The sequence below is a fragment of the Floridaenema aerugineum BLCC-F46 genome, assembly GCF_041929345.1.
Classification (GTDB): Bacteria; Cyanobacteriota; Cyanobacteriia; order Cyanobacteriales; family Aerosakkonemataceae; genus Floridanema; species Floridanema aerugineum.
Map to the genome: position 1 here is coordinate 1 of NZ_JBHFNQ010000063.1, position 24,344 is coordinate 24,344.

Below are 24,344 nucleotides of genomic sequence, written 5' to 3' on the forward strand. Positions count from 1 at the left end.
TTCGGTGTAAAATAATGGTAATAAATTCATTATTTTCGTTAATTAGGTCTTCTTGAGAATAGCAGACCTCTTTTTTTTTGACAACAATCGGTAAACCCCGCACGCAGTAAGGGGTTTACCGATTGTTGTCACCCCGTCAGGGCTCGGCTAAGATTATCACTTGTTGTTGTGGAAGATCGCTTTTAAGAGTTAAATCTTTAGTTGCAGCTTGGGGTGCATAAAACTCCCACAATTCCTGCATCAATTTTGTTAAATCAACTTCTGTTAAAGACTCAGGAGTTAAGCGTCCGGCATGACGAGCTAGCACTAATAAATTATTGACAAGTGTAGCGATCGATTTAGTAATATCTACTATCTGTTCTAAGCGATAACGCTGTTCTGTACCATCTTCATCGGGAAACAGCAGTCCAGCTTGTGCATTACTAAGAATTGCTGCCAAAGGAGTTCGTAATTCGTGAGAAGCATTTGAGGTAAAACGCTGAAGCTGTTCGTAAGCTTGACGAATTGGCTTCATTGCTATTCCTCCCAAAATTAAACCAGTGAAACTAATAACTCCTAATGCTACGGGTACACTAATTGATAATACTAGTAAGAATTCTCCGAGCTTTTCTTGCACAGGAGTTATGGGAGTGGCAATCTGAAGATAACCGATCGCAACTCCTTGGCGCTGAACGGGTAGCGTTACCTGACGAAGCCACTCAACAGAAAGTTTTTCTCCTATTTGGTTGCTAGTAATTTTCATGGTAAAAAATTCATCTGTATCCATTAATTTTACTGATGGAGGTATTCCATAAAATTGCACTAATTGACCTGTAGAATTGTACCAGCGAGCATAAAGGATTTCACTTTCTAATAGTCGGGGATTATTGCCTAAAAGTGGAACATTGTCTAAACCAACTTGCGATCGACCTTGAACAGATTCATACCGCACGCTTGCTGCCATAATCTTGGCTTTTTTATATAGCAATCGATCCAATGCTTCTAGTTCATCATTTACTTTTTGATAATAAATTATACCTGCAAAAATAAACAAAATACTGCCCATTGATAGGGTAAACCAATGTGCTAGATTGCGACGGCTGCGGTTAAACATCAATGTAGATAAATAGGAGAATAACTTAATTTTGATTTGATTCTTCTGGTGGATGGAAAGAATATCCCATTCCGTAAATTGTTTCTATCCAATCTGCTGCATCCACCACTTGTAAACGCTGTCTGAGTCGGCGGATCAAAGCGGTGATTGCATTACTTTCTGGTTCGCTACCCCACTCCCATAAAGCCTGTTCAATTTGATCTCTAGTCAAAATATGACGCGGGTGACGCAAGAAATATTCTAATAATTGTGATTCCTGACTGGATAATTTAACAGTTGCTTGATTACGTTCGATTGTTAAAGTATTCAAGTGTAGTTTTAAATCAGCAAGGTTAAGTGTGTCTCCCAACCATTGAGGCGATCGCCTTCCCAAAGCCCGCACTCTGGCTAAAAGTTCTATCATATCTATCGGTTTGACCAGATAATCATCTGCTCCCGCATCCAAGCCTGCTACCTTATCGGAAGTTGTATCTTTAGCCGTTAAAATTAGCACAGGTGCTGTTTTACCGGATTGTCGATACTCCCGACAAAGGTTAATACCACTAATATCAGGTAATATCCAGTCTAAAATTAACAAATCGTACTCTTTCTGGGAAATCAGCCATTGAGCAGTTTCTCCCTCTTGAATACCATCAACAGTATGTCCGGCTTTCGACAAAACCGTTTGAATTGGATTTAATTGTTGTCGATCGTCTTCTACCAGCAATATTCTCATAAGATAGCTTCCTAAATAAATCTTCTGTATAGAAGTATTTTTGGCACTTATCTTTAGATTAGAACAACTAGCTTAATGAAAGCTTCTTCCAGCGGTAGGATTCTCTCTCATTTCTATAATAGAGTTGGCAAATCATGGGGATCACTTTATGTCTTTACCTCCTTGGCGGCGAGTTTTCGATGCTCTTTGGCTGGAATTTTGGCTACCTTTACCTATTTTGGGGGTGGTTTTTTGGTTAGGAGGTAGTTTGATTAAAGACCAAGTATTAAGTAGACCCTATACAACAGTCAGTACCTTGCAAGCTGATAGAGAACGAGATGTGCAGTTGTCCCTGACTGTGCTATTAATTAAGGCAAAAATTAAAAAAAGTGAAGGGCTGACTCAAGTTGAAGTCAAAACTGTAGATTCTACACTAAAAAAGTTAGAGTTTGAGTTTCCCATCACTGAATTTGAGCAAGTGGAAACTAGTATTGCCCAGAAGTTGGGGCTGTCTCGTGAAGATGTCAGGAAATTAGTGCGATATCAGATAAAATAAAAACTCACTCATTATTTTGAGCGAGTTCTAACTAGTTTGGGGTTTAGTAAATTGTCTCAATAATCTAAACTTACACTACGAATGTGATAAAAAAATGATTAATTGAACTAAAGAGGTATGAAAGCGATCGCATTTTCTTAACAATGCAATTTATTATCACTTTCTAGTCACATTGATTCCTCATGCTGGAAATAAAGGTAAATTTGATGCAATTGAGGAAGTAAAAATGTTGAACAAGCTAACTCCATTTCTCATCAGTGGCGTTTTATTGTTCGGTGCTGCTGCTTGTGACAATAAAAAAGTAAGTTTTTAAATTTATTCTGCCTTACTGCTAAAGTTAACACACACTATATTTTTATAGTACTTTCAGCACTGTTTTGCGGCTGAGTTGGACGTTGTTGTAACCAAGCAAATAAGCCTGCTGTACCCAGGAGAATGATAGTAATAATTCCGACAATTTGCAGCATGATTGCGTAACGCATAATCAACTCCTTATGAGCAAATTAATTAAACAAGATTAAAGTGTTCGATATGAATATTAGTAACAGGAACATCAAGTTCACCTAACGCAATTTCTACCTGATCCATCATTTTTGATGCGGCACAAATGAAATATTGACGAGTGCCTCGATGAAGAGGGATATAACGTTGCAAAAGTTCCTTGTCAACGTAACCTGTTTCTCCTGTCCAGTCTTCTGATGGTTTTCTTAAAACATGAACAATTTTTAGGTCTAACTTTTCTTTGAGTGCGTCGAGTTCTTCTCGAAAGGTGATATCTTCCCAAGTTTTGTTGGCATAAATTAATAAAAATGGTCGATCGTCCTTACGTTCAGCAGCAGTAACTAACATACTCATCATTGGGGTAATACCAATACCACCAGCGATCATTACAAATCCAGCCGAATCCCAATAGCGATCGATCGTAAATACCCCATAAGGGCCATCAATAAAAGCTTTGGTTCCTGGTTTTATATCTTTAATAGTATTGGTGAAATCTCCTAATGCTTTGATGCTAAATTCCCAACGTTCTGGACGATCGCCATTTGATGACATAGAAAAGGGATGTTCTCGCATCCGAAAAGGTGAAATATCAACAGTAATCCAGGCAAATTGACCGGGTTGAAAACGCATTCCTTCATGTCCAATTGGTCTTACTGCCAATGTCCAAACATCACCTTTTTGCGGAATTACTTCTTCAACTAAATAAGGCTTTCTAGTCATTAACCAAGGTTTAACAACGCGGACATAAATGAGTAGCCATAAGGCGAATAGAGCGATCGCACTCCAAAGTACACTTTTCCAAAATAAACCTAAATAAAACCCAACACCAATAGCATGAGCTAATCCAAAACCAACAGCACAAACTGCAAAGATTCCATGAGCAGTCCGCCAAGGTTCATAAGGAATATTTAATCGCTTGCGCCAAATAGATGTCACTACCAAAAGTATTAAAGCCAAGGTAGCGATTACTGCAAATCTAGCTCGCCAAGGTGCTTGGAAAAAATTTAATAATTGTTGTGTTTCTGGAGCGACGACAAACAAAATTAAGGGATGGATAATGATGAAAGCAAAGGCTACTAAGGAGATATAGCGGTGAAATTGCAGGATAATATCAACTCCATAAGAAGCTTCAATGCGATTAATTCTAGCAGTTAAGGCAAATTGCAATGCCATCATTGCTAAACCAATGAAACCGAGAGCTACTGAAAATTCAATCCAAAAACTCCGACCCTCTGGTACTAAATGTAGCAGCATAACTAACAGAGGTAAAATGGTAAGTAGAAGATACAACCCAATCCAGAAGGCTGCAACTGCTACTGGACTTCTCATTAATAGACGTTGCATAAATACTCCTCCTATATACCCTGATTTAATGATTGTTGATAACGCCTGTTAATTTCGTTCCAATTGACAACATTCCACCAAGCATCTAAATATTTAGCTCTTTCATTTTGGTATCTAAGGTAATAAGCGTGTTCCCAGACATCATTACCCATAATTGGGTAAGATCCATCCATAATTGGTGTATCTTGATTTGGTGTTGTAGTAATTTGTAATTGCCCGTTGGAGTTACGAACTAACCATACCCAACCACTACCAAAGCGATCGCTAGCCGCCTGATTAAATTGGTCTTTAAATTGTTGAAAACTGCCAAAGGTTTTGGTGATTTCTTGAGCGATCGCACCTGTCGCATCGCCACCACCTTGCGGACTCATAATTTGCCAAAACATTGTGTGATTAAGATGACCACCACCATTGTTTCTAACATCGGTGCGAATATCTTCAGGAACGCTGTTTAAATCTCTCAAGAGTTGTTCCACAGTTCTATTTTGCAAGTTTGGTTGTTTTGCCAAAGCTTTGTTCAAATTGTCCACGTAACTTTGATGATGGCGATCGTGATGTAACCGCATAGTTTGAGCGTCAATATGTGGTTCTAGGGCTGCATAATCATAAGGTAAAGGTGCTAGTTGAACTGATTTCGCGCTAGTTTGCGCTACAGGCGTACCGGGAGTAGGAGAAGAGTCTGCTTGCGGAGCTTGTTGGCAAGCAACTATTAGCATTAAAAATGCTATTCCTAAGAACAGAATTTGTAGTTGGTGTGGAAAAAACCTTTTCATAAATTTTGAGTAACTCCAGTCATTCGATTTACTTTTAGGATTAAAAATAAAGGTGACTAGAATGTGACAAACTTTATGAAATTAGAAATATTAAAGAAGTGAATTTGAAAGGTGTATAATATCTAACTAGAAGAGCCATCACGAGGAATTACACTAATTTCACCGTTGCGCTCTAAACGAGCTTCTTGTACTTTGTTAACATCGGTGAGTTTTGCCTGACTGCGTAATGCTCCGAGTAAGTCACGTTCGCCAATATGACTCTTTCGCATAGCACTCCATTGAATCTCGCCATCGCGGATTAGTAAGCGTTCTTTACCTTTAATCAGGGTAGCAAAATTGTCGTTACGAAATGCGATCGCAGCAAACAACCAGTGCATTGCTACCAAAATAATACTTGCTCCTAAAGTGGGAAAAAATGCAGCTGAACCGTTAATTGCACGGCTTAATACTGACCCAATGATAATACTAAGTAGCACATCAAAAGCACTACTTTTACCGAGAAAACGTTTTTCTCCTATTCGTACCATTGCTAAACCTGCAATATAAACAACAACAGCCCGTAAGGACATTTGCCAGATAGTTAAGTTGTCTGCATCTAATCCTAGTAGTGAGTTAATAATTTCCTGCACTTTCTTTTCCTCTTAAGATAGCTGAATAAAATTAGATGTTTTTCAAGTTTGGCTTGATTTTCTGATAAATTAAAGCTATTCCAATTGGATGAACTATAAACCTTTTTTTCTAGACGAAAACAAGCCAAGTAAGGGGCCAAGAATTACGCCGAAAATAAAGCCACCTGCGTGTGCCCAATAAGCAACTCCGCCACCTTCCATGCCGATATTACTGCGGACATTCAGGCTGGCAATTCCATAAAGTGCTTGTTGTAAAAACCAAAAACCTAAGAAAAAGATTGCGGGAATTCTTACAGGGTAAAAAATGAAACCAAGCGGAATTATTGTGAGAATTTTAGCATGAGGGAAACGGATAATATATGCTCCTAATACGCCAGCGATCGCACCACTAGCACCCAAAGCCGGAATATTAGATTGTGGAGAAAAGAACCATTGTGCTAAACCAGCTAATACACCGCAAGTTAGATAAAAAATTAAATATTTAACTCGACCGAGTTGTTCTTCAATATTGTTACCAAAGATCCACAAAAACAACATATTACCTGCTAGGTGCAAGAAACCACCATGCAGAAATTGCGAAGTTATGAGAGTGAGAAATTGGGGCAATATTTGATTTCTATCTCCACTAATCAAGCTGGCTGTTAACTCTCTAGGGACGATTGCATAAGTGCGAACAAAACTCTGTAACTCTTGGGGAGATAAAGTAAGCTCGTGTATAAATACGGCAATGTTGATAGCAATTAAAGCGTAAGTTAAATAAGGAGTTATTTTTGTTGGATTATCGTCATTTATGGGAACCATAATTACCTTTCCTATTAAGCAAACTTTGAAATTTAAAAGCTATAAATATTCAGTTATAGTTTACTAACTATTGACATCAGTCTAAGGCGGTATATTTTATTAAAATGAAGGAACTAAGGGTAGATTTGTACGAGTTTAGATTGATGGCTATATTATAATTATTATAAAAAATATCCAGGTTGTCTATCCAATTTTCAGCAAAGCAAGATGTTTAATTTAAAAAAATGGTTGATTTTAAGCTTGTCAATTTTTTTACTGCTAATTTTAATTAATTTGGGATTACCTGCGATTTTTCTTTTAATGAGAGTACCTTCATTTACGATCGGTAACAATAATTTTTGGATTATGGAATGGTCGAATACAGCTAGCGGAACTAGCATTAGATTTAACCTGATGTTTCTGTTAGCGATCGCTGTAGTAATTGCTTTAGTAAGACTTTTGTTTAAGTTGCGTACTAAGCATTAATAAAATCCAGAAATGGCAATAGTAGAGACGTTTCATGAAACGTCTCTACCAAAAACTAATCAAATGTCTCTATCGAAAACTTTTATCTAAGTTTTAATTCTGGACATTTTCGGAAACTTGTTCAGGAACAACCCAATAATAAACAACGTGCTCCCGAATACCAGTTTGTACTCTTTCTACGCGCTCAGGTTTCCATTCTCCCATATCAAAATTGTGCGATACAATTCGAGTACCGGGTCTAAGTTCCCGAAGCAATTTATCTCGAATTTGTAAGTTAATTTCAGGTAACAAATAAAGAGTTACCACCGTTGCATTACTCAAATCAGCTTGGAAAAGGTCTTGTTGCCTAAACTGTACTCTGTCAGCTACACCTGCTGTTTGTGCGTTGGCGCGACTTTGTTCGATTAGCTGCGGATCGATATCAATCCCAGTACCACGCGCCCCAAATTTTTGTGCCGCTGTAATCACAATTCTGCCATCACCACTGCCCAAATCGTAAACTACATCCTTACTGTTAACATTGGCTACTTCGAGCATTTTATTTACAACTTCTTGTGGAGTTGGAACAAAGGGAACATCAGGTTCTCGTTGTTGTACTTGTGCAGTTGGTTGTACTTGTGTGGTTGGTTGTACTTGCTCTGTTGATGCTACTGGTTGGGTTTGAGTGTTATCTTGAGATCGATCGAAGTTGCGTTCTTGGGTACAACCAGCTATTACTAAACCACTAAAACTTACAGAAGCAATTAGCAATTTTGTGAGTTGTTGTAATTTCATCGTAAATGTCTCCTAATTAATCGATTTGATTCAAAATTGTTGCCGATTTGATATCAGTAAAAGAGGTACGCCAAGGGCTACTGCTGCTACTCCAAACAGTGCGCCGATGCCTGTGTAAGCAATGCTGGAGTAGAGTAAATAACCACAAATTAAGCAAAAAAGAATTGGTGTTAGAGGATAGAAAGGAACTCGAAAAGGTCGAGGGATTTGAGGTTCGCGTTGCCGCAAAATGAACAGCGACACACCTGTAAGCAGGAAAAACAGCCAGAAGACGGGAGCGGTGTAATCTACCATTGTCTCAAAACCTCGGCGCGTCAAGGTTCCCAGGAAAACTAGTGCTAATGCGATCGCACCTTGCACTAACAAAGCTGGGGTTGGCGTATTGGCGCTATGATGCCAACGTCCTAAAAAGGCGAACAGGGGAAAATCCTTGCCTAGTGCGTAGTTGGTACGCGCACCCGTGAAAATTGTGGCGTTAATTGCGCCTAAAGTAGAAATAGCCACTAAAAAACTAATAAACCAAGCACCAGGTTCGCCCACTGCACGCCGCATTAAATCAGCAGCAATAGCTTGCGATCCTGCCATTTCAGCTAATCCTAAACCTTTGATATAGGCAAGGTTAATTGCTAAGTAAATTAGGGTGATAATGCCCAAACCCCAAAGTAGCGATCGCGCCATATTACGCTTAACATTGCGTAATTCAGCTGAAATATAAGCTGCTTCATTCCAACCTCCATAAGATAGCAAAACAAAAATCATTGCCATTCCCAATGTTTCTTGAGATCTGGGTTCATTAGGTATAGGTGAAACATTAGGAGAAGCAAAAGCTAAACCAACAAGAATTACTAAAACTAAACCAACAACTTTCGCTACTGTTAACCAGTTTTGTGTCCACTTTCCTTGCTGAACGCCGATAATATTTAAGGCTGTTAAAATTACCACAGCAAAGGCAGCATAAAGGGAGGTTGAATAGTTACCTAAGCGCAATAATTGCGAGGCATAGTCACCAAATACGAAGGCTAAAAGTGCGATCGATCCAGTTTGAATTACAATCATTCTTGCCCAACCAAATAGGAAGGCGATCGAATTACCAAAAGCCCGAATTAAGTAATAGTAATTGCCTCCTGTATGAGGGTAAGCTGTGGCTAATTCTGCGTAACATAAAGCGCCAACTAATGACATTCCACCGCCTAACAGCCAAACAAACATTGCGGCTAGTTCACTATTAACATTGGCAGCAACGAGCGCAGGTGTCTCGAAAATTCCTGCACCAATCACTATGCCCACAATTAAGGCAACGGCATCTTTAAATGTTAGAGATTGCTTAGGTGCTGCTGTTTTATTTACCGCCAAATTTGGCTTTGATAAAGTGTTGTTTCCTGGTTTACTCACGTTAGGTTATCTTAAATGGGATTCGGAATGACATTGGGGATTGGAAATGACAGGCAAGATGCCTGTCCTACAGATGACATTGGGGATTGGGAATGACAGGCAAGATGCCTGTCCTACAAGATTGAGGAAAAGTTTTTTTAACCACAATCTTGAACTAATTTGGCAATTAAACCTGTCCAACCTGTTTGATGATTGGCTCCTAAACCTGCACCCGTATCACCATTAAAGTATTCATGAAAAACAATTAAATTCTGCCAGTTAGGATCGGTTTGAAATTTTTCAATACCAGTGTAAACTGGTCGCTGTTTGGCAGAGTTTTGGGCGAAAATTGCAATTAATCTTTGGGAAATTTCATCTGCTATTTGTTTCAAGTTCATTTCATGACCGGAATTAGTGGGATATTCAACTTTGAAATCATCGCCTAAGTATTCATGAAATTGTCGCAAAGACTCAATAATTAAGAAATTCATGGGAAACCAAATTGGGCCACGCCAGTTAGAATTACCGCCAAACATTCCGGTTGTAGATTCAGCTGCTTCATAGTTAACTTGGTTCCAGTTCCCTTCACATTCAAAAATGTAGGGATTTTTTTGATGGAATTTAGACAGAGAGCGAATTCCGTAATCACTTAAAAACTCATTTTCATCAAGCATTTTTTGCAAGATACGTTTGAGTTTGTCTTGATTAACAATGGACAAAATTCTTCTAGCTCCTACTCCTTTTGTTTCCATGCAAGCAATATTTCTTTTCAAGTCAGGGCGATTTTGAATAAACCAATCCATGCGCCGTTTAAAGTGTGGGACTTTTGCTAAAATTTCTGGAGTGAGAATTTTTACGGCAAATAATGGTACAAGTCCTACCATCGATCGCACTTTTAAATGTACGCGATCGCCTTGTGGAAATTGCAGCACATCATAATAAAATCCATCTTGTTCATCCCAAAGATGAATGTCTGTATCTCCGATATGATTCATGGCATCAGCAATATAAAGAAAATGCTCAAAAAATTTGCTTGCCATATCTTCATAAGCGGGATTTTCTTGCGCTAGTTCTAAGGCGATTGCTAACATATTTAAAGAGTACATTCCCATCCAACTTGTGCCATCTGATTGATCGAGATGACCCCCCATTGGTAGTTCGGCACTACGGTCAAAAATCCCGATATTATCTAATCCGAGAAATCCTCCTTGAAAAACGTTATTTCCGCCTTCATCTTTGCGATTTACCCACCAAGTAAAGTTGAGTAATAATTTCTGAAATACGCTTTCTAGGAAATGGCGATCGCTCCGTCCATAAATTTGTTTTTCTATCTGATAAACTCGCCAAGCTCCCCAAGCATGAACGGGTGGATTTACATCACTAAATTGCCATTCATAAGCGGGAATTTGACCGTTGGGGTGCATATACCATTCCCTTGTTAATCGGTCTAATTGACGCTTGGCAAAATCAGGATCGATCGTTGCTAATGGCAAAACATGAAATGCTAAATCCCAAGCGGCAAACCAAGGGAATTCCCATTTATCAGGCATGGAAAGAATGTCATCATTGTAGAGATGAATCCATTCTTGATTTCGCTTAACTTCTCGGTTGGGATCTGGTTGATTGCGATCGCCTTCTAACCAATCTTCAACCACATAATGATAGTATTGTTTAGTCCACAACAAACCAGCAAAAGCTTGTCGCTGCACATTTCGCAAATCAGGAGATAAATTAGCTGGACAAAACTTATGATAAAATTCATCAGCTTCTTGTTGGCGTTGAGCGAAAATTTGCTGAAACTCTTCCCCAAATGGTGCGGTTAATTGGGAATTTTCACTCAATCGCAATTGAATGGTTTTGCTTTCACCCGCGCCAATTTTCCAGTAGTAAGCTGCGGAAAATTTCGTACCAATTTTATTGGGAACTACTGCTTTTTCTAGACCATTAATGATATAATCATTAATGCCATCTTTGAGATAAGCAGATTCATTTTCAACCCCAAACAACCGAGCAAAATTAGTTTCATTTTCGGTAAATAAAAGCTCACCTGGATTGGCACAGTAAAGCCAATACTTACCTAAAGTAGGATGAGAACTTTCAATGATGCTAACGCTTTGATTTCCCTCTGAAATAGAATCAAAGATTTTTAGGTAAGGTTTTTCGCTTTCTTTATCCCAAGACCAAGTATTTCTAAACCAAAGTGTTGGTAAAAGATGTAAGGGTTTTTCTTCATTTCCGCGATTGACAACATGAATTTGAATTAAGATATCTTCGGTTGAAGCTTTAGCATATTCCACAAAGACATCGAAGTAATCATTGTTGTCAAAAATCCCTGTATCCAGCAATTCAAATTCTGGTTCAGTTTTACTACGATCGCGGTTTGCTGCAACTAATTCATTGTAGGGAAATTCCTGCTGGGTGTATTTGTACAGGTATTTCATATAAGCATGACTTGGGGTATTGTCAAGGTAAAAATAGTATTCTTTGACATCTTCCCCATGATTTCCTTCTGGCCCTGTTAACCCAAAAATTCGTTCTTTAAGTATGGGATCTTTGCCATTCCAAAGCGCGATCGCAAAACAAAGTCTTTGGTGATTATCGCTAATTCCAGCAATCCCATCCTCACCCCAACGATAAGCACGAGAACGAGCATGATCGTGAGGAAAATAATCCCAAGCAGTGCCATATTTACTATAATCTTCGCGCACTGTTCCCCACTGTCTTTCGCTTAAATAAGGCCCCCATCGTCGCCAATGTTGCTGATGAGTACGCGCTTCTTCTAATCGTTTTTCTTCTGCTGTCATTGTTCTTTATTTCCTAAGCTGACCAAGGTTCGCTAAAGTCGTGATAGAGCGTTAATCCACCATCAATAAATAAAGTCTGTCCGGTGATATAAGTTGTTTCTTCTGATGCTAGAAATGCTACTGTTGCCGCCATTTCTTCTGCGGTTCCGGCTCTACCCATTGGAATATGACTTTCTACTTTGGCTTTTTCTTCTGGGTTATCAGTCCAAGCTTTATTAATTCGAGTAATTGTAGCTCCGGGTGCGATCGCATTAACGCGAATACCTTTACTAGCGTATTCTAAAGCCAAAGTTTTTGTCAAATTTCCCATGCCGCCTTTACTAATAGAATAGCTTAAATAGTAAGGTCGAGGAATAATTTCATGAACGCTAGAAACGTTAATGATTACACCGGGAAAGTTGCGAGATAGAAAATGTTTAATTGCTTCACGAGCGCAGATATAAGCACCTCTGAGGTTAACGGCTAATACGCGATCGAAGTCTTCAATTTTTATTTCGTGAGCAGCACTTTCAGTTTGAATTCCCGCATTATTAATCAAAATATCGAGGCTACCCAACTTTTCAATTGTGGTGTTTACCATTTCCACAATATCTTCTTCTTGGGAAACATCACCCTGCACTAACACATCTTTTACACCACAACCCCGAATTTCATCGCAAGCTTTTTCTAACATTTCTAAAGTGTCAGAAGCATCTTCAGGACTTTTGCGATAGTTGATGGCGACATTCACACCTTCTTGAGCTAAACGAACTGCGATCGCTTGACCAATCCCAGAAGTGGCACCAGTAATTAAAGCGTTTTTACCTTTTAATCCATTCATCACATTTAACCTTGATTTTCAGCAATTAACATCTTGTATTTTACTTTTAACTTAATGGCAGCATTCAACCTGAAACTGCTTAAAGATTGGTGAAATTATTTAAGAAACTGTAGGGGCTGATTTTGCTCTAGTCGATTTACTTAGCCAATCGCCCTTACAGTAGTTAAATACAATACACCAATGGGAAAACTATGTTTCGCTCCTTAAAGAAGTTCCTATTTCTAGGATTATGAATAAATGTGACGAAAAAGTGATATGGAAGTTAGTTATTGATTATTGAATCAACAATAGACATTCAAGGAACCTTTGTAGAGATGTTGTATACAACGTCTTTACAGTATGGGTAATCAAGCGGACATGAGAAGGGGGAGTATCCTAATTTTGCAAATATATTCGTAGGGGCGAAGCATTCCAGTAGTAAATCTCTCGTTTTAAGTAATAACTTATCTGCCGGAATGCTGATGCCTACGGCACGCATTCGCGTTCGCCCCTACCCTTAACCGAGCAGTATTGCCTGAGATGGTGCGTTACGCTATTGCTAACACACCCTACAATAGTTTTGGAAGAGTTAACTGGTGGATTCAGGTAACACTTCTGGGTCATCATCAATTGAGAGAAGAAACTCAATTAAATCAGTTTGATCTTGAGTTGTGAAACCAGCTTGTTTATCAACCCAATAGTTGTGTCCAATACCTTCTACATTTACTTGTTGTAAGCGTTCATCTGCATGATTAGCAGCAACTACTTTTTCCCGGAGATTGCGATCGATCAACGCCCTTAAACTAGCACTAGGATCGGGTTGAATGCCCTTTAACAAAGTTTCTGCCATACCAAGTCCGGGATTAACAACTTTAAAACCTTCTTCATCTGCTTCTAAAGCTGTTGAACTGACTGCTACACCACCATCATGTAAATAAGGCGCAGTTACATAAAGTCCTATTAAATTAGGAACTTTAAAACCTCCTTTTGGGTTACTTTGAGCATACGCGAGGTCAATATCTTCTTGGGGTGTAATATCAGTGGGAACAGGTAATACAGGCGGATTTTTTGGTAGAGGAATTGAGATATTAGGCGGATAAGTTTGAGGAGGTACAAAGTTTTCTGCAAAAGCTTTTGAAGCTACTGCCCGTGATGGTTGGGTGCCAATTTCTGGCTGAGGAATTACTTTATGATTGGTAAAGTAACGCCCACTGTGACAGTCAACACAACCAGCGCGATCGAACACAGCAACCCCACGTTTTAACACTTCTAAATCTTGACTAACAGGATAAGGTGGTGGCGCTAAAGTATTTTGCCAAGCTGACATACTATTAATTTGTTCAGCTACATGATATCCGGGTGACGCTGCCATTAATCCATTCTGCATAAATAGCGTCCCTTTTGGATATTCTGGCATCTTAATTACCTCGTTAATACCAGGATTCCCAGGTGTGGGATCGATTTTGGCAAAAAATTCTGTTGGTTTGACTTTTTCTGGCAATCTAAACTTTGGATTAGCGGCATTTTGGAACATCGTTCCTAAGTACAATTCTTCATCAATACCGAGAAGTTTTTCACTAGCATCTGCTGTAGTTGTAGGGTCAGCATTCACACCAAATACGGCATTATTTAAAGTACTTAAACCATGAAACCAACCAATTGAAGCTACTCCACTCCAACTATAAGGCCATGCACCGTGAGTGTAAGAAGAGGGAATTTGCGAAGGATTATTTTTAACATCTCCGTTAGAAGTAAAACTCCCTGGAGGCCAACTTAATAAATCCCGATCCACCGCGTCTTCCATTGCTTTAATATCAGGTAAACGGGCTTCTTGTCCATCTTTATTAATGTAAATGCGATCGCCTTGTTGAACATCATCAGGCTTAACGCTAGATTGCCGAAATAGCGCCGCTGAATTACTAGCAAATGCTAACAACAATCCCGTATCTACATCGATATTTGGTGCGCCTTCTAAAATACGTCCATTTTTCGGATCGACAGCATGATGACACAGAGCACAGGTAACACCAGCACGAATTTTTCCTTGGTTAACAAAAGTACGAATTCCTAAAGGAAACAAAGAACCTTTTGGCACATCTAAACCTGTATTTAACACAGTGCCAGCTTTAAAAGTAGTACTGCCAATAGTTACATCCTTATCTAAAGGAATTTGTAAATTAGTGGTTGGTTTACCACCCAAAGCTAAAATTGCTTTTGTCAATTTACCGATATTAATCGGCCCATCAAGAATTCCAATTACATCAGTAAATAAATACTCGTTGCCAAAAGTTTCTTGATAAAAAGTTTCTCGACCTAAATCAATTAATTCATTGGTAATTTCTACTGCCCCATTTTCAGGAGAAAGCTGCTTGCGTCCCGCTTCAGTTTGCAACAGCTTTTCTGCTTCCTCTTTGTCTACAGTATGACCTAATACATCAAAAGAACCGATTTCTTGAGGTGGGGATTTACTAGCTAAAGTGTAAGTATTATATCGGCTGGGTGGTCTAATGGGAAAAGCTAATTCAATTTGATAGGCAAACAAACCAATTAGGAAAATGAAAGAAAGTAAAATAATTATCGGTATGGTACGAAATCGCATGATAGTTAATTCTCCAAAACATTAAGTTATGTTGTTGCGCTGTCTTCGCTCTCATCGCAACAACGTACCTTTTCAAAATTATTTTTTGACCAAATCTTTGTATCTAGTTTGTTAAAGTTCCCGTAATCCGAGGCATTATGTTAAGAAAAGGAAATTGATCGTAGCCTTCTTGAAAAACTCCTCCAAATAATCTTTGCGTCCAAGGATTTTGGTTAATAATTGATTCGATTCTATTAATCGCTTCTCTAACTCCGGCAACAAGTTGATCGGCTTGATTGATTACTTCTGGAATAAATAGCCATCCTCCAATTCCTAGTGAAAGCACAATTACTAATAGCACCACCGCTAAAGCCCATTTATCGGTAAGTGGTGTATAACGGACGATCGGTTTAGCGAGAGTTCGCAATATTACAGCAAATAATACTCCTGTAAAAAGGAGTAAGATCACATCTGCGATCGCCCAAAGGAAAAGCCCTAAAACTAAAAATAGTCCGACTATGCCAACGGCTATCATTACAAGTTTTAAGTAATCCCAAATGCTCTGTCTAGCCATGAATTTATTGCTTAAAAAGGAAGTAAAGGATGACTTTTCGATAAAGCTAAAGGTGCAAAATAAGAACTAACGCAGAAACAATTGAGTAATGTAATAACTATTACCTTCTCGCCAAACTCCAATACCAGTTTCACTGAATATAGGATGCAGAATATTTTGGCGATGCCCGGGGCTATTCATCCAACCTTTAATGGCAAATTCCACAGGTTGAGCGGCGTTACGACTCCTAAAAAGATTCTCGCCTACTGCCCAGTAAAAAATTCCCCCTGCACGCACTCTTTGAGATAAAGTGCTACCATCTGAACCTGTGTGACTGAAAAAGTTATCTCGCGCCATTTGTTGGCTGTAATTACGGGCAACTTGGGCTAACCTTTCATTGTTTTTCAGTGGTTGAAGATTGTTTTCTTGCCGGACTTTGTTGATGCCTTGACGCACTGCTTCTTCCATTTTGGCAGTTGCGGAAGATTGTGCATTAGGAAGCGGTATCTTTGCAGGCGCATTTCGCCCTGGTAATGCTGGTAAAAGATCTGTGGCAGCTTCACATCTCAGTAAGAGTAAGGCAACAGAGACAGAAATTAATGCGACTATTTGAGTTGATTTCACACTCTTTTTCTTAAAGGTAAACGTTGTGATTTTCCGAAATTCATGAGATTTCCCATGAAATGAATTAGGTTTTCGGCTGTGCGATCGGCAGGAGTTTGTACACTTGAATGATGTAAGTTGCGTAAACCATGTAAATCCAAAACACTAAACCCTACTTTTGAAAAGAAAGGAATAATGCAAAATAATGCTGTTTCAAAAGTTTGGTTAATGAGTCGAAAACCTGAAGGCCCAATAATCCAAACTATTGGATAGCAAATCCACAGAACTGTAAAATCAGTTGCTACTTTGTTATATAAGTTTGATAGTTCTCTTCCTTGTTTTCGAGATATTGACTGTAAAGGCCCCCAAATTCCCCACAAAACCACTAAGAAGGCGACAACGCCGCAAATGTACCACAAATATCTTACCCAAGGAATTACTGAAAGATCTGCTATTAAACCAGTAGCAATTACTATCACTTGTGTAGCCATCAAAGAACCAATCAATGTCCAATCTTTTTTGGGGAGAAAGTGCATTGCTGTCCAAGATAAAGCTAGTAACAATAAGGGTGTAGTTATGATCCAATCTAAGTACCGAGCAAAGTGGGTAATTTGACCTGCTACGGCAATTTTTCCCTGCTCCAAATCGTCATGAGGTAAACTCATTGACATATAAGCCAAGCCTGACCAAATAGGGATAAAGGTAGCTACGAAATATTCATATCTGGGGACACCACGAGGATTTCTTCCCAGTGAGGCTAAGTAAATAGCACCCAGCGCCATTCCCGCAACATAAAGCCAATGAAAAATATTTTGTAGCTCCATTGTTCGCTCTCTAACCTCTATGTTATTTACTGTTTCCAACAAATGTGATTAGAAAGTGACAATATCTCAAGAAAGGCAATAATTTTAGGCTTTCTATCTTTGGGTGGATGTTTGATATAAGGGTTGTTAAGCTACAAGATAAAGTAGATTACAGTTGTTTGATTGCCATAAGCCAGAATTAAAAAAGCTAACAATAAATGCAGTTAATTGCACTGGTTTACTGGCAGAGGACTTTCAGTAAAAAAGGTCACAAAATTGAAAAATATTTGACCAATTTAATAATTTTGGAGGCAAAGAATCATGAACATTCTAGCTTGGATCATTTTGGGACTTTTAGCGGGAGCGATCGCTAAATTAATTTACCCCGGTCGGCAAGGCGGCGGCATTCTCTCAACAATGGTGTTAGGAATTGTTGGCGCTTTTATCGGTGGTACTTTGACAACATTATTTCAAACGGGAACTTTACAATTTACCGCAGCTAGTTTAAGTATTCCTGGTGTTTTTGTTGCTGTTTTGGGTTCAATAATTGCAATTTGGCTTTGGTACGCTTTTGCAAGTCGGGCTGCCTAAATGGGTACGTTGTTGCGCTTTATCGCTGATAAAAGCGCCCAAGCGCAACAACGTACATAAAGAATGATTTTATAATTTTAGAATTAATCGTGCTACGGAAAGATAAATAAATACTCCCACAACATCAACTGCTGTAGTAATAAAAGGAGCAGACATTAAAGCAGGATCTAATTTTAGGGAACTAAACAGGAAAGGTAGGGCAGAACCTGATACAGAAGCTAGTAGGGCGATCGCTAATAAGCTGATTCCCACTGATAATGCCACTGCTAAATTTCCTTGCAGAAAATAAGCCCATATTGTTACCACAACACCCAACATTAATCCTAGTAATAAACCCGCACTTGCTTCTCTTTGAATTATTCGGAGAGCTTGATCAAGGCGAACATCTTTAGTATTTAATCCACGAATTACTACTGTTGAAGACTGCGCCCCTACATTGCCACCCGTATCAATTAATAGCGGAATAAATGCAGCTAAAGCAACTACTCTTTCTAGAACATCTTCTTGACCTCGAATTACTGCACTGGTAGCTGTATTAGTAACTAATAAAATTAATAACCAGCCTACTCTTTTGCGAGCAACACTCAACAAGTTAGTTTGAAAATAGTTGTCGCCTCCTGCCTGAAGTCCACCCAATGTATAAATATCTTCTGTAGTTTCTTGCTCCAAAACATCAATCACATCATCAACTGTGACAATGCCTACTAAACGTTTCTCAGTGTCTACTACAGGTAGGGCGATAAAATCATAATGTTGAATAATTTCTGCTACTTCTTCTTGGTCAGTGGTAGTATACACAAACACCACTTCACGAGTCATAATTTCACCGATCGTTTGTTCTGTTTGAGCAGTTACTAAATGACGCAAGGAGAGAATTCCTGTTAGGTGACGGGCGGCATCAGTGACATAAAGATAGTAAATAGTTTCAGTTACATTAGCTAAACGGCGAATTCGCTCTAAGGCTTGGGTAACGGTCATCTCTTCTTTAAGCGAAATATATTCAGGAGTCATAATTCGCCCAGCTGTATTGGCTTTGTAGCCCAAAAGCTGAGTTGTAGCTTGGCGTTCTGTGGGGCTGAGTTGTTCAATTAAACGCCGCACCACTTTGGCGGGTAATTCATCAAATAATCGCGCCCGATCGTCAGGTGACATTTGATCGACAATATCGAGAACTTCTTGTTGTTTGAATTGTTTGATTAATGCTTGTTGTACTCTGGAATCAAGATGTTCGTAAACTTCGATCGCTTCATCTTTGGAGAGTAAGCGAAATGCGATCGCTTGCATAGTTTCCGGTAATCTTTCAATTGCTTCTGCAATGTCCACAGGCTGTACTGGAACTAAAAGAGCTTTAGCCCCTGGTAAATTCTCTTGTTCTAGTAATGCTTGTAACTGCGATCGAACTAAGTCTCGTAGTTCTTGCCGAGAATTAATCTGTGTTGAAGATTGGCGAGTTTCAACCAAGATATCCTCCTTTTAGTATTTGAATTAATATCTTGAGTATTAACAAACAAATGTGATACAAAAGTGAGAAAATTCGCCTAAACCCCATTAAGCTTAGTAGTAAAAAGTTGGGGAAAAGAACTATTATTGATAGATGTTTTAGTCAAGTGAACATATCATCATTCTGAATCGGAAAATTATTAGCATGAAATTGAGGAAAATTGCCAGAACCTGGAAGTTGACGCTGATTTTAATCATAGCAGTGGTTAGCATTACTTTCAGTCCAGCACAGGCACAACAGGAACGTGCAACAGTACGTTTAGACGGACGTGCTGTATTTCGTGTTAGCAGCGTCAAAGATCGAGAAGCTACAGAACGTGCTCAACAAATTGAGCGTCGAATGGCTATATTATTGGAAAATCCTGACGCGATCGCACCATCATTAATTCGACCAACAGGCGCAAATAATACCGAGCGGGTGATTAGCATAGCGGGAGTGCCAATTGCTACTGTAACCATCACAGATGCACAGGATAATTTAACAACAGTTGACGCTTTAGCAAAGCAATGGTCACAAGCAATAGATAGTGCAATTCAAGATGCTAGTCAGCGGCGATTATCACCTTGGGCGCGATTTACTACACAAGTGCGATCGTCAGTAGAAACAGCTTTTGCACGACTGATTGAATCAGTTATTATGATCGTTCCTCGCACTTTAGCAGCATTCGTAGTAATTGGGTTATTTTGGCTTATCGCTAATGGCGTTCGCTGGTTAATTCAAAAGATTTGCTATCATTTTATTGAAGACTTAACTATTCAAAATTTGCTCAAACAAGTTGCTTACTATACAGTTTGGGTATTGGGAATTATTGTTGCTCTCGATGCTTTTGGTTTTGATCCGCAAACTGTTGTAACTGGACTTGGTTTAACTAGTCTAGCACTTGGTTTTGCTCTGAAAGATATTATCTCAAATTTCATTAGTGGAATTCTACTTCTCGCTTTGCGCCCGTTTCGGCTAGGCGATCAAATTATTATTGGCGATATAGAGGGAAATGTAGAAGGGATTGAATTACGCGCTACACAATTGCGAACTTATGATGGTGTTGTGGTACTTGTTCCCAATGCTGAAGTATTCACTTCGCGGATTATTAATAATACAGCAAACCCAATAAGACGTGGTAACGTAATTGTATTTTTAGATTACGACCGCGACCTTCAGCAAATAGTAACAGCGGTATGTAATGCGGTACAAAATACAGCAGGTGTGCTGTCAGAACCTAGAGTGTCAGTAGGAATTCGGGAACTTGATAAAGATAAGATTACGCTTCAGGTAAATTTTTGGACAGACTCGCAACGTTCAGATTTTGTGGAGACGCGATCGACTGTAAGAAAAACTATCATTACTGCTTTAAATAACTTGAGCAATAATTAGCCTTACTCTGCTTTGATTTCATCTAATTCTAATAATAAGCTAATTCCTAATCAGAGAGTTAAGCAGTGAAACCCAGCAGTTTTGTAGATTCAACCAAATGTTACTCATAAATCACCTACTCATTATCAATTTACAGAAATTGACCTCTACTAATGATTTTACAATTTATTAAAAAAATATTTTTGTCACTTTTTAATCACATTTATTTTTCATACTAGTACTAATAAATATAAGAACTTTTTATATTTACAAATTACTTTTTAACAAATTCTTGCTTTTAATTCACCTACCAAGAGTTAAAATTGGAGCAAACAAGATGACAGCAACGACGAACGAAAAAACTCACCCACCGCAATGGCACAATCTATCTGCACAGGAAGTTTCTAAACATTTAAACAGCGATTTAGAAACTGGTTTGGTATCATCTGAAGTGACAGAACGCCAAAAACGTTTCGGTGCTAACGAACTTAAGGGCAAACCGGGAAAAAGCCCTATAGTACGTTTTCTTTTACAATTTAATCAACCGTTATTGTATATTTTGTTGATTGCGGGTGCAATAAAAGCTTTCTTAGGAGAGTGGGTAAATGCTTGGGTAATTTGGGGCGTAACTTTAATTAATGCAATTATTGGATATCTGCAAGAATCAAAAGCGGAAAGTGCGATCGCAGCTTTAGCTTCCTCCGTTCAAACTGATGCTACTATCTGGCGCGACGGTCAAAAAATCAAAATTTCTTCTACAGAATTAGTACCAGGAGATTTAGTAATTCTCACCTCTGGAGACAAAGTACCAGCAGATTTAAGACTTACATTTGCCCGGAATTTACAAATTAATGAATCTGCACTTACAGGTGAATCAATAGCAGTAGAAAAAGATACAAAACCTGTTGATGCAAATGCAGCTTTAGCCGAAAGAACTAACATGGCTTATGCTGGTAGCTTTGTTACTTTTGGGCAGGGAAAAGGTATTGTAGTTGCGATTGGACAAGCGACAGAAACCGGACGCATTTCTCAATTAATGGAGCAAAACACCAATCTGTCAACTCCCCTAACGCGCAAATTTGATAAGTTCAGTCGCACCTTACTTTATATCATTTTAGGAGTCGCAGCTTTCACCTTTGCTGTTGGTTTGGGATATGGTAATACTTGGGTGACAATGTTTGAAGCTGCTGTAGCTTTAGCTGTTAGTGCAATTCCCGAAGGTTTACCTGCTGTTGTTACTATTACTTTAGCGATCGGCGTTTCTAGAATGGCGCGTCGTCATGCCATTGTCCGTAAATTACCAGCGGTAGAAACTCTTGGCGGTGCTACTGTCATTTGTTCCGATAAAACAGGAACATTAACAGAAAATCAAATGACTGTACAAGCTATTTATGCAGGTGGTCAAAATTACACTGTTACAGGTACAGGCTATGCTCCAAATGGAGAAATTCTGTTAGATAAAAATATAGTTGATTTGGCAAATTCTCCGGTTTTATTACAGTGTTTAATCAGCGGTATATTATGCAATGACTCCCATTTAGAATTTAAAGAGCAAAGATGGCAAGTAATAGGCGATCCAACTGAAGGTGGATTAACTGCAGCTGCTAATAAAATGGGATTAACTAAGGCAGATTTAGAAAAAGAAATGCCTAGAATCGATGTCATTCCTTTTGAGTCTGAGTTTCAGTATATGGCAACTTTGCATCAAAAGGAAAGTGGCGAAAAGGTAAATTTGAGTAACGATAAATCACGGATTATTTATGTTAAAGGTTCAGTAGAAGCTTTGCTATCTCGTTGTCAAAAAATGTTAGATAACGAAGGAAATTCAATTCCTGTAAATGCAAAAATCGTGCATCAAGAAGTTGATGGTATGGCAAATCAAGGTTTGCGGGTGTTAGCTTTTGCGATGAAAGAAGTATCAGAAAATCAAAAATCAGTAGACCATAAAGATATTGCAGAAGGTTTAGTTTTAATTGGATTACAAGGCATGATCGATCCGCCACGACAGGAAGCGATTAATGCTGTGCAAGCCTGTCAAAATGCAGGGATTCAAGTTAAGATGATTACAGGCGATCATGCGGTGACAGCAAAAGCGATCGCATCCCGAATGGGATTAAATAAAAATGGGGAAATTCTAGCATTTACGGGACAGCAACTCGCCAAAATGGAGCAACAAGAACTCTCTATGGCGGTAGAAAATGGATCTGTATTTGCTCGTGTTGCTCCTGAACAGAAATTAAGATTAGTTGAAGCGTTACAATCTAAAGGTGAAGTTGTTGCGATGACAGGTGATGGTGTAAATGATGCACCTGCTCTCAAACAAGCAGATATTGGCATTGCAATGGGACAAGCGGGTACAGAAGTAGCGAAAGAAGCTGCTGATATGATTTTGACTGATGATAATTTTGCTTCTATTGAAGCAGCGGTGGAAGAAGGACGTACTGTTTATCGAAATTTGCAAAAGGCGATCGCATTTATTCTCCCAGTAAATGGCGGCGAATCAATGACAATTTTAATTAGTGTATTGTTAGCCAGAGCTTTGCCGATTTTATCTTTACAAGTTCTTTGGTTAAATATGGTAAATTCGATCGCCATGACAGTTCCTTTAGCCTTTGAACCAAAAACCGAAAGGGTGATGCAACAACCTCCACGCAACCCCAATGAACCTTTACTTAATCGCCAACTTTTACAGCGAATAATTGTAATTTCTGTTTTTAACTGGATTCTGATTTTTGGTGTATTTGAATGGATTAAAGGAACTACTGAAAATCTGGCTTTAGCGCGAACAATGGCGATTCAAGCATTAGTTGCTGGAAGACTGTTTTACCTTTTGAGTATTAGTCAGTGGGGAAGTGCGCTCGTGAATAAATTACAAGGTAGAGTAGCAAAAATTAACCATGCTCCTGCGATCGCGATTGGCATTGTTTGTACAATAATTTTGCAGATCATCTTTAGCCAGTGGACCTTAATGAATAAGTTGTTTTACACAGCGCCATTGAATCTTAATCAATGGTTAATTTGCCTACTTATAGGTTTGCCAATGGTTTTTGTAGCCGCCTTTGTCAATCGCTTCGATCCTCTTAATTAACGCTACACAAATGATTACAGTATTTCTAAAGGAATAGCTTTAGTTGGTGGTGGAAAAGCAGCATCCAAAGCATTCAGTTCTTCTGTACTCAATTTCAAATTCAAAGCTGCATAATTCTGTTCTATATGGTCAATCCGACTAGATTTGGGAATTACGGCTACCAACCTAAGACGGGACAGTTGGTGGCATCTTGAACTTTCGGGATGGAGCGATAAAAAAGTAGCCTTGGTTTGAGTGTATTCGCAATAAGAATGTAGTACAAAAAAGCCGAAACTAAAATTTAATGGGTATATATTCGCGTTAATATATCGCGAATATATAATTTTATTTTGATGTATTAGGTGGTGTGGATTCTGGTTGAGACTCTTCATATAAACTCAACCAACTTTCATAAAGAGAAGACATGGCACGTTGTAGAGCATCAATTTTTCTTCGACGGGCTACCTGGATTACTGCATCAATATGTTCTGGTGAACCAGCTTTTCCTAAATGTTTGTCCCGGATTTCTCACAAACTCTGAGAAAAAGGGGGTAAAAAACTGCTAAAATCTATACATAGCAAGGATTTCAGCAGTTATAAAGTATGACCCAACAAGCTTCGCGCTCACTCCCAAAACAGTTCAAATTTGAGCAACCAAAATCGCCCCCAGTTGTAGTTAATTTCCAGGGTGGAC

Annotated in this window: 22 protein-coding genes; 5 read left to right on the forward strand and 17 right to left on the reverse strand. The window is 38.8% G+C overall.

Annotation, left to right across the window (positions count from 1 at the left end; genetic code table 11):
- Positions 1–136 precede the first annotated feature (136 nt).
- Together ACE1CC_RS07790 and rppA are read right to left on the reverse strand one after the other, a co-directional pair.
- Positions 137–1,093, reverse strand: coding sequence for a sensor histidine kinase (locus ACE1CC_RS07790; RefSeq protein WP_413269903.1), 957 nt, complete (start codon positions 1,091–1,093; stop codon positions 137–139).
- Positions 1,094–1,118: 25 nt separating this feature from the next.
- On the reverse strand, positions 1,119–1,808 hold the full coding sequence (rppA, locus tag ACE1CC_RS07795) for a two-component system response regulator RppA (protein WP_413269904.1): 690 nt from the start codon (positions 1,806–1,808) through the stop codon (positions 1,119–1,121).
- A gap of 148 nt (positions 1,809–1,956) precedes the next feature.
- Here rppA and ACE1CC_RS07800 point away from each other — a divergent pair, with 148 nt between their 5' ends.
- Positions 1,957–2,343 (forward strand): hypothetical protein, encoded by a 387-nt coding sequence (locus ACE1CC_RS07800; RefSeq protein WP_413269905.1) that lies wholly within the window; start codon positions 1,957–1,959, stop codon positions 2,341–2,343.
- Positions 2,344–2,690: 347 nt separating this feature from the next.
- Here ACE1CC_RS07800 and ACE1CC_RS07805 read toward each other — a convergent pair whose 3' ends face one another.
- The 5 genes from ACE1CC_RS07805 to ACE1CC_RS07825 form a co-directional block, all read right to left on the reverse strand.
- Positions 2,691–2,825 carry a hypothetical protein gene (locus ACE1CC_RS07805; protein WP_413269906.1) on the reverse strand — a complete coding sequence of 45 codons (135 nt, stop codon included), beginning with the start codon at positions 2,823–2,825 and terminating at the stop codon, positions 2,691–2,693.
- 25 nt (positions 2,826–2,850) lie between these two features.
- A complete protein-coding gene (locus ACE1CC_RS07810) occupies positions 2,851–4,188 on the reverse strand; it encodes a ferredoxin reductase family protein (RefSeq protein WP_413269907.1) in 1,338 nt (445 codons plus the stop codon).
- 11 nt (positions 4,189–4,199) lie between these two features.
- Positions 4,200–4,961 carry a superoxide dismutase gene (locus ACE1CC_RS07815; protein WP_413269908.1) on the reverse strand — a complete coding sequence of 254 codons (762 nt, stop codon included), beginning with the start codon at positions 4,959–4,961 and terminating at the stop codon, positions 4,200–4,202.
- Between the two features lie 122 nt (positions 4,962–5,083).
- Positions 5,084–5,590, reverse strand: a complete 507-nt coding sequence (locus tag ACE1CC_RS07820; RefSeq protein WP_413269909.1) for a DUF421 domain-containing protein — start codon at positions 5,588–5,590, stop codon at positions 5,084–5,086.
- Between the two features lie 93 nt (positions 5,591–5,683).
- Positions 5,684–6,391: a rhomboid family intramembrane serine protease gene (locus ACE1CC_RS07825; RefSeq protein WP_413269910.1), complete on the reverse strand. Its 708-nt coding sequence runs from the start codon at positions 6,389–6,391 to the stop codon at positions 5,684–5,686.
- Between the two features lie 207 nt (positions 6,392–6,598).
- On the opposite strand from ACE1CC_RS07825, the gene ACE1CC_RS07830 reads away from it, so the two are divergent.
- Positions 6,599–6,856: a hypothetical protein gene (locus ACE1CC_RS07830; protein ID WP_413269911.1), complete on the forward strand. Its 258-nt coding sequence runs from the start codon at positions 6,599–6,601 to the stop codon at positions 6,854–6,856.
- A gap of 93 nt (positions 6,857–6,949) precedes the next feature.
- Here the strand turns inward: ACE1CC_RS07830 and ACE1CC_RS07835 are convergent, their stop codons facing one another.
- The 8 genes from ACE1CC_RS07835 to ACE1CC_RS07870 all read right to left on the reverse strand — a co-directional run bounded on the left by ACE1CC_RS07835 (position 6,950) and on the right by ACE1CC_RS07870 (position 17,162).
- Positions 6,950–7,630 (reverse strand): class I SAM-dependent methyltransferase, encoded by a 681-nt coding sequence (locus ACE1CC_RS07835; protein ID WP_413269912.1) that lies wholly within the window; start codon positions 7,628–7,630, stop codon positions 6,950–6,952.
- Between the two features lie 30 nt (positions 7,631–7,660).
- A complete protein-coding gene (locus ACE1CC_RS07840) occupies positions 7,661–9,022 on the reverse strand; it encodes an APC family permease (protein WP_413269913.1) in 1,362 nt (453 codons plus the stop codon).
- Positions 9,023–9,159: 137 nt separating this feature from the next.
- Positions 9,160–11,805, reverse strand: a complete 2,646-nt coding sequence (locus tag ACE1CC_RS07845) for an MGH1-like glycoside hydrolase domain-containing protein (protein WP_413269914.1) — start codon at positions 11,803–11,805, stop codon at positions 9,160–9,162.
- A gap of 13 nt (positions 11,806–11,818) precedes the next feature.
- On the reverse strand, positions 11,819–12,625 hold the full coding sequence (locus ACE1CC_RS07850) for a glucose 1-dehydrogenase (RefSeq protein ID WP_413269915.1): 807 nt from the start codon (positions 12,623–12,625) through the stop codon (positions 11,819–11,821).
- Positions 12,626–13,193: 568 nt separating this feature from the next.
- Entirely contained in the window at positions 13,194–15,203 is a 2,010-nt protein-coding gene (locus ACE1CC_RS07855) for a hypothetical protein (protein ID WP_413269916.1), read from the reverse strand.
- 103 nt (positions 15,204–15,306) lie between these two features.
- Entirely contained in the window at positions 15,307–15,756 is a 450-nt protein-coding gene (locus ACE1CC_RS07860; RefSeq protein WP_413269917.1) for an AI-2E family transporter, read from the reverse strand.
- A 66-nt stretch (positions 15,757–15,822) separates the two neighbouring features.
- Positions 15,823–16,359, reverse strand: a complete 537-nt coding sequence (locus ACE1CC_RS07865) for a CAP domain-containing protein (protein WP_413269918.1) — start codon at positions 16,357–16,359, stop codon at positions 15,823–15,825.
- Positions 16,356–17,162 (reverse strand): bacteriorhodopsin, encoded by an 807-nt coding sequence (locus tag ACE1CC_RS07870; RefSeq protein ID WP_413269919.1) that lies wholly within the window; start codon positions 17,160–17,162, stop codon positions 16,356–16,358. The genes ACE1CC_RS07865 and ACE1CC_RS07870 overlap by 4 nt, the downstream gene beginning before the upstream one ends.
- 300 nt (positions 17,163–17,462) lie before the next feature.
- On the opposite strand from ACE1CC_RS07870, the gene ACE1CC_RS07875 reads away from it, so the two are divergent.
- Positions 17,463–17,732, forward strand: coding sequence for a GlsB/YeaQ/YmgE family stress response membrane protein (locus ACE1CC_RS07875; RefSeq protein WP_413269920.1), 270 nt, complete (start codon positions 17,463–17,465; stop codon positions 17,730–17,732).
- Positions 17,733–17,801: 69 nt separating this feature from the next.
- Here the strand turns inward: ACE1CC_RS07875 and mgtE are convergent, their stop codons facing one another.
- Positions 17,802–19,193 (reverse strand): magnesium transporter, encoded by a 1,392-nt coding sequence (gene mgtE / locus ACE1CC_RS07880; protein WP_413269921.1) that lies wholly within the window; start codon positions 19,191–19,193, stop codon positions 17,802–17,804.
- Positions 19,194–19,377: 184 nt separating this feature from the next.
- Here mgtE and ACE1CC_RS07885 point away from each other — a divergent pair, with 184 nt between their 5' ends.
- Positions 19,378–20,604, forward strand: coding sequence for a mechanosensitive ion channel family protein (locus ACE1CC_RS07885; protein ID WP_413269922.1), 1,227 nt, complete (start codon positions 19,378–19,380; stop codon positions 20,602–20,604).
- A 316-nt stretch (positions 20,605–20,920) separates the two neighbouring features.
- Positions 20,921–23,671: a cation-translocating P-type ATPase gene (locus ACE1CC_RS07890; protein ID WP_413269923.1), complete on the forward strand. Its 2,751-nt coding sequence runs from the start codon at positions 20,921–20,923 to the stop codon at positions 23,669–23,671.
- Between the two features lie 14 nt (positions 23,672–23,685).
- On the opposite strand, the gene ACE1CC_RS07895 is transcribed toward ACE1CC_RS07890, so the two are convergent.
- The gene (locus ACE1CC_RS07895) at positions 23,686–23,835 is read right to left on the reverse strand and encodes a hypothetical protein (protein WP_413269924.1); all 150 of its coding nucleotides are present in this window, start codon (positions 23,833–23,835) and stop codon (positions 23,686–23,688) included.
- Positions 23,836–24,344 lie beyond the last annotated feature (509 nt).

Excerpts from the sequence above, each read along its gene's own strand:
- ACE1CC_RS07835 (WP_413269912.1), bottom strand. The coding sequence starts at position 7,630 with ATGAAATTACAACAACTCACAAAATTGCTAATTGCTTCTGTAAGTTTT.
- ACE1CC_RS07790 (WP_413269903.1), bottom strand. The coding sequence starts at position 1,093 with ATGTTTAACCGCAGCCGTCGCAATCTAGCACATTGGTTTACCCTATCA.
- ACE1CC_RS07810 (WP_413269907.1), bottom strand. The coding sequence starts at position 4,188 with ATGCAACGTCTATTAATGAGAAGTCCAGTAGCAGTTGCAGCCTTCTGG.
- ACE1CC_RS07850 (WP_413269915.1), bottom strand. The coding sequence starts at position 12,625 with ATGAATGGATTAAAAGGTAAAAACGCTTTAATTACTGGTGCCACTTCT.
- ACE1CC_RS07800 (WP_413269905.1), top strand. The coding sequence starts at position 1,957 with ATGTCTTTACCTCCTTGGCGGCGAGTTTTCGATGCTCTTTGGCTGGAA.
- ACE1CC_RS07845 (WP_413269914.1), bottom strand. The coding sequence starts at position 11,805 with ATGACAGCAGAAGAAAAACGATTAGAAGAAGCGCGTACTCATCAGCAA.
- ACE1CC_RS07860 (WP_413269917.1), bottom strand. The coding sequence starts at position 15,756 with ATGGCTAGACAGAGCATTTGGGATTACTTAAAACTTGTAATGATAGCC.
- ACE1CC_RS07875 (WP_413269920.1), top strand. The coding sequence starts at position 17,463 with ATGAACATTCTAGCTTGGATCATTTTGGGACTTTTAGCGGGAGCGATC.
- ACE1CC_RS07855 (WP_413269916.1), bottom strand. The coding sequence starts at position 15,203 with ATGCGATTTCGTACCATACCGATAATTATTTTACTTTCTTTCATTTTC.
- ACE1CC_RS07890 (WP_413269923.1), top strand. The coding sequence starts at position 20,921 with ATGACAGCAACGACGAACGAAAAAACTCACCCACCGCAATGGCACAAT.
- rppA (WP_413269904.1), bottom strand. The coding sequence starts at position 1,808 with ATGAGAATATTGCTGGTAGAAGACGATCGACAACAATTAAATCCAATT.
- ACE1CC_RS07885 (WP_413269922.1), top strand. The coding sequence starts at position 19,378 with ATGAAATTGAGGAAAATTGCCAGAACCTGGAAGTTGACGCTGATTTTA.
- ACE1CC_RS07870 (WP_413269919.1), bottom strand. The coding sequence starts at position 17,162 with ATGGAGCTACAAAATATTTTTCATTGGCTTTATGTTGCGGGAATGGCG.
- ACE1CC_RS07815 (WP_413269908.1), bottom strand. The coding sequence starts at position 4,961 with ATGAAAAGGTTTTTTCCACACCAACTACAAATTCTGTTCTTAGGAATA.
- ACE1CC_RS07825 (WP_413269910.1), bottom strand. The coding sequence starts at position 6,391 with ATGGTTCCCATAAATGACGATAATCCAACAAAAATAACTCCTTATTTA.
- ACE1CC_RS07805 (WP_413269906.1), bottom strand. The coding sequence starts at position 2,825 with ATGCGTTACGCAATCATGCTGCAAATTGTCGGAATTATTACTATCATT.
- ACE1CC_RS07830 (WP_413269911.1), top strand. The coding sequence starts at position 6,599 with ATGTTTAATTTAAAAAAATGGTTGATTTTAAGCTTGTCAATTTTTTTA.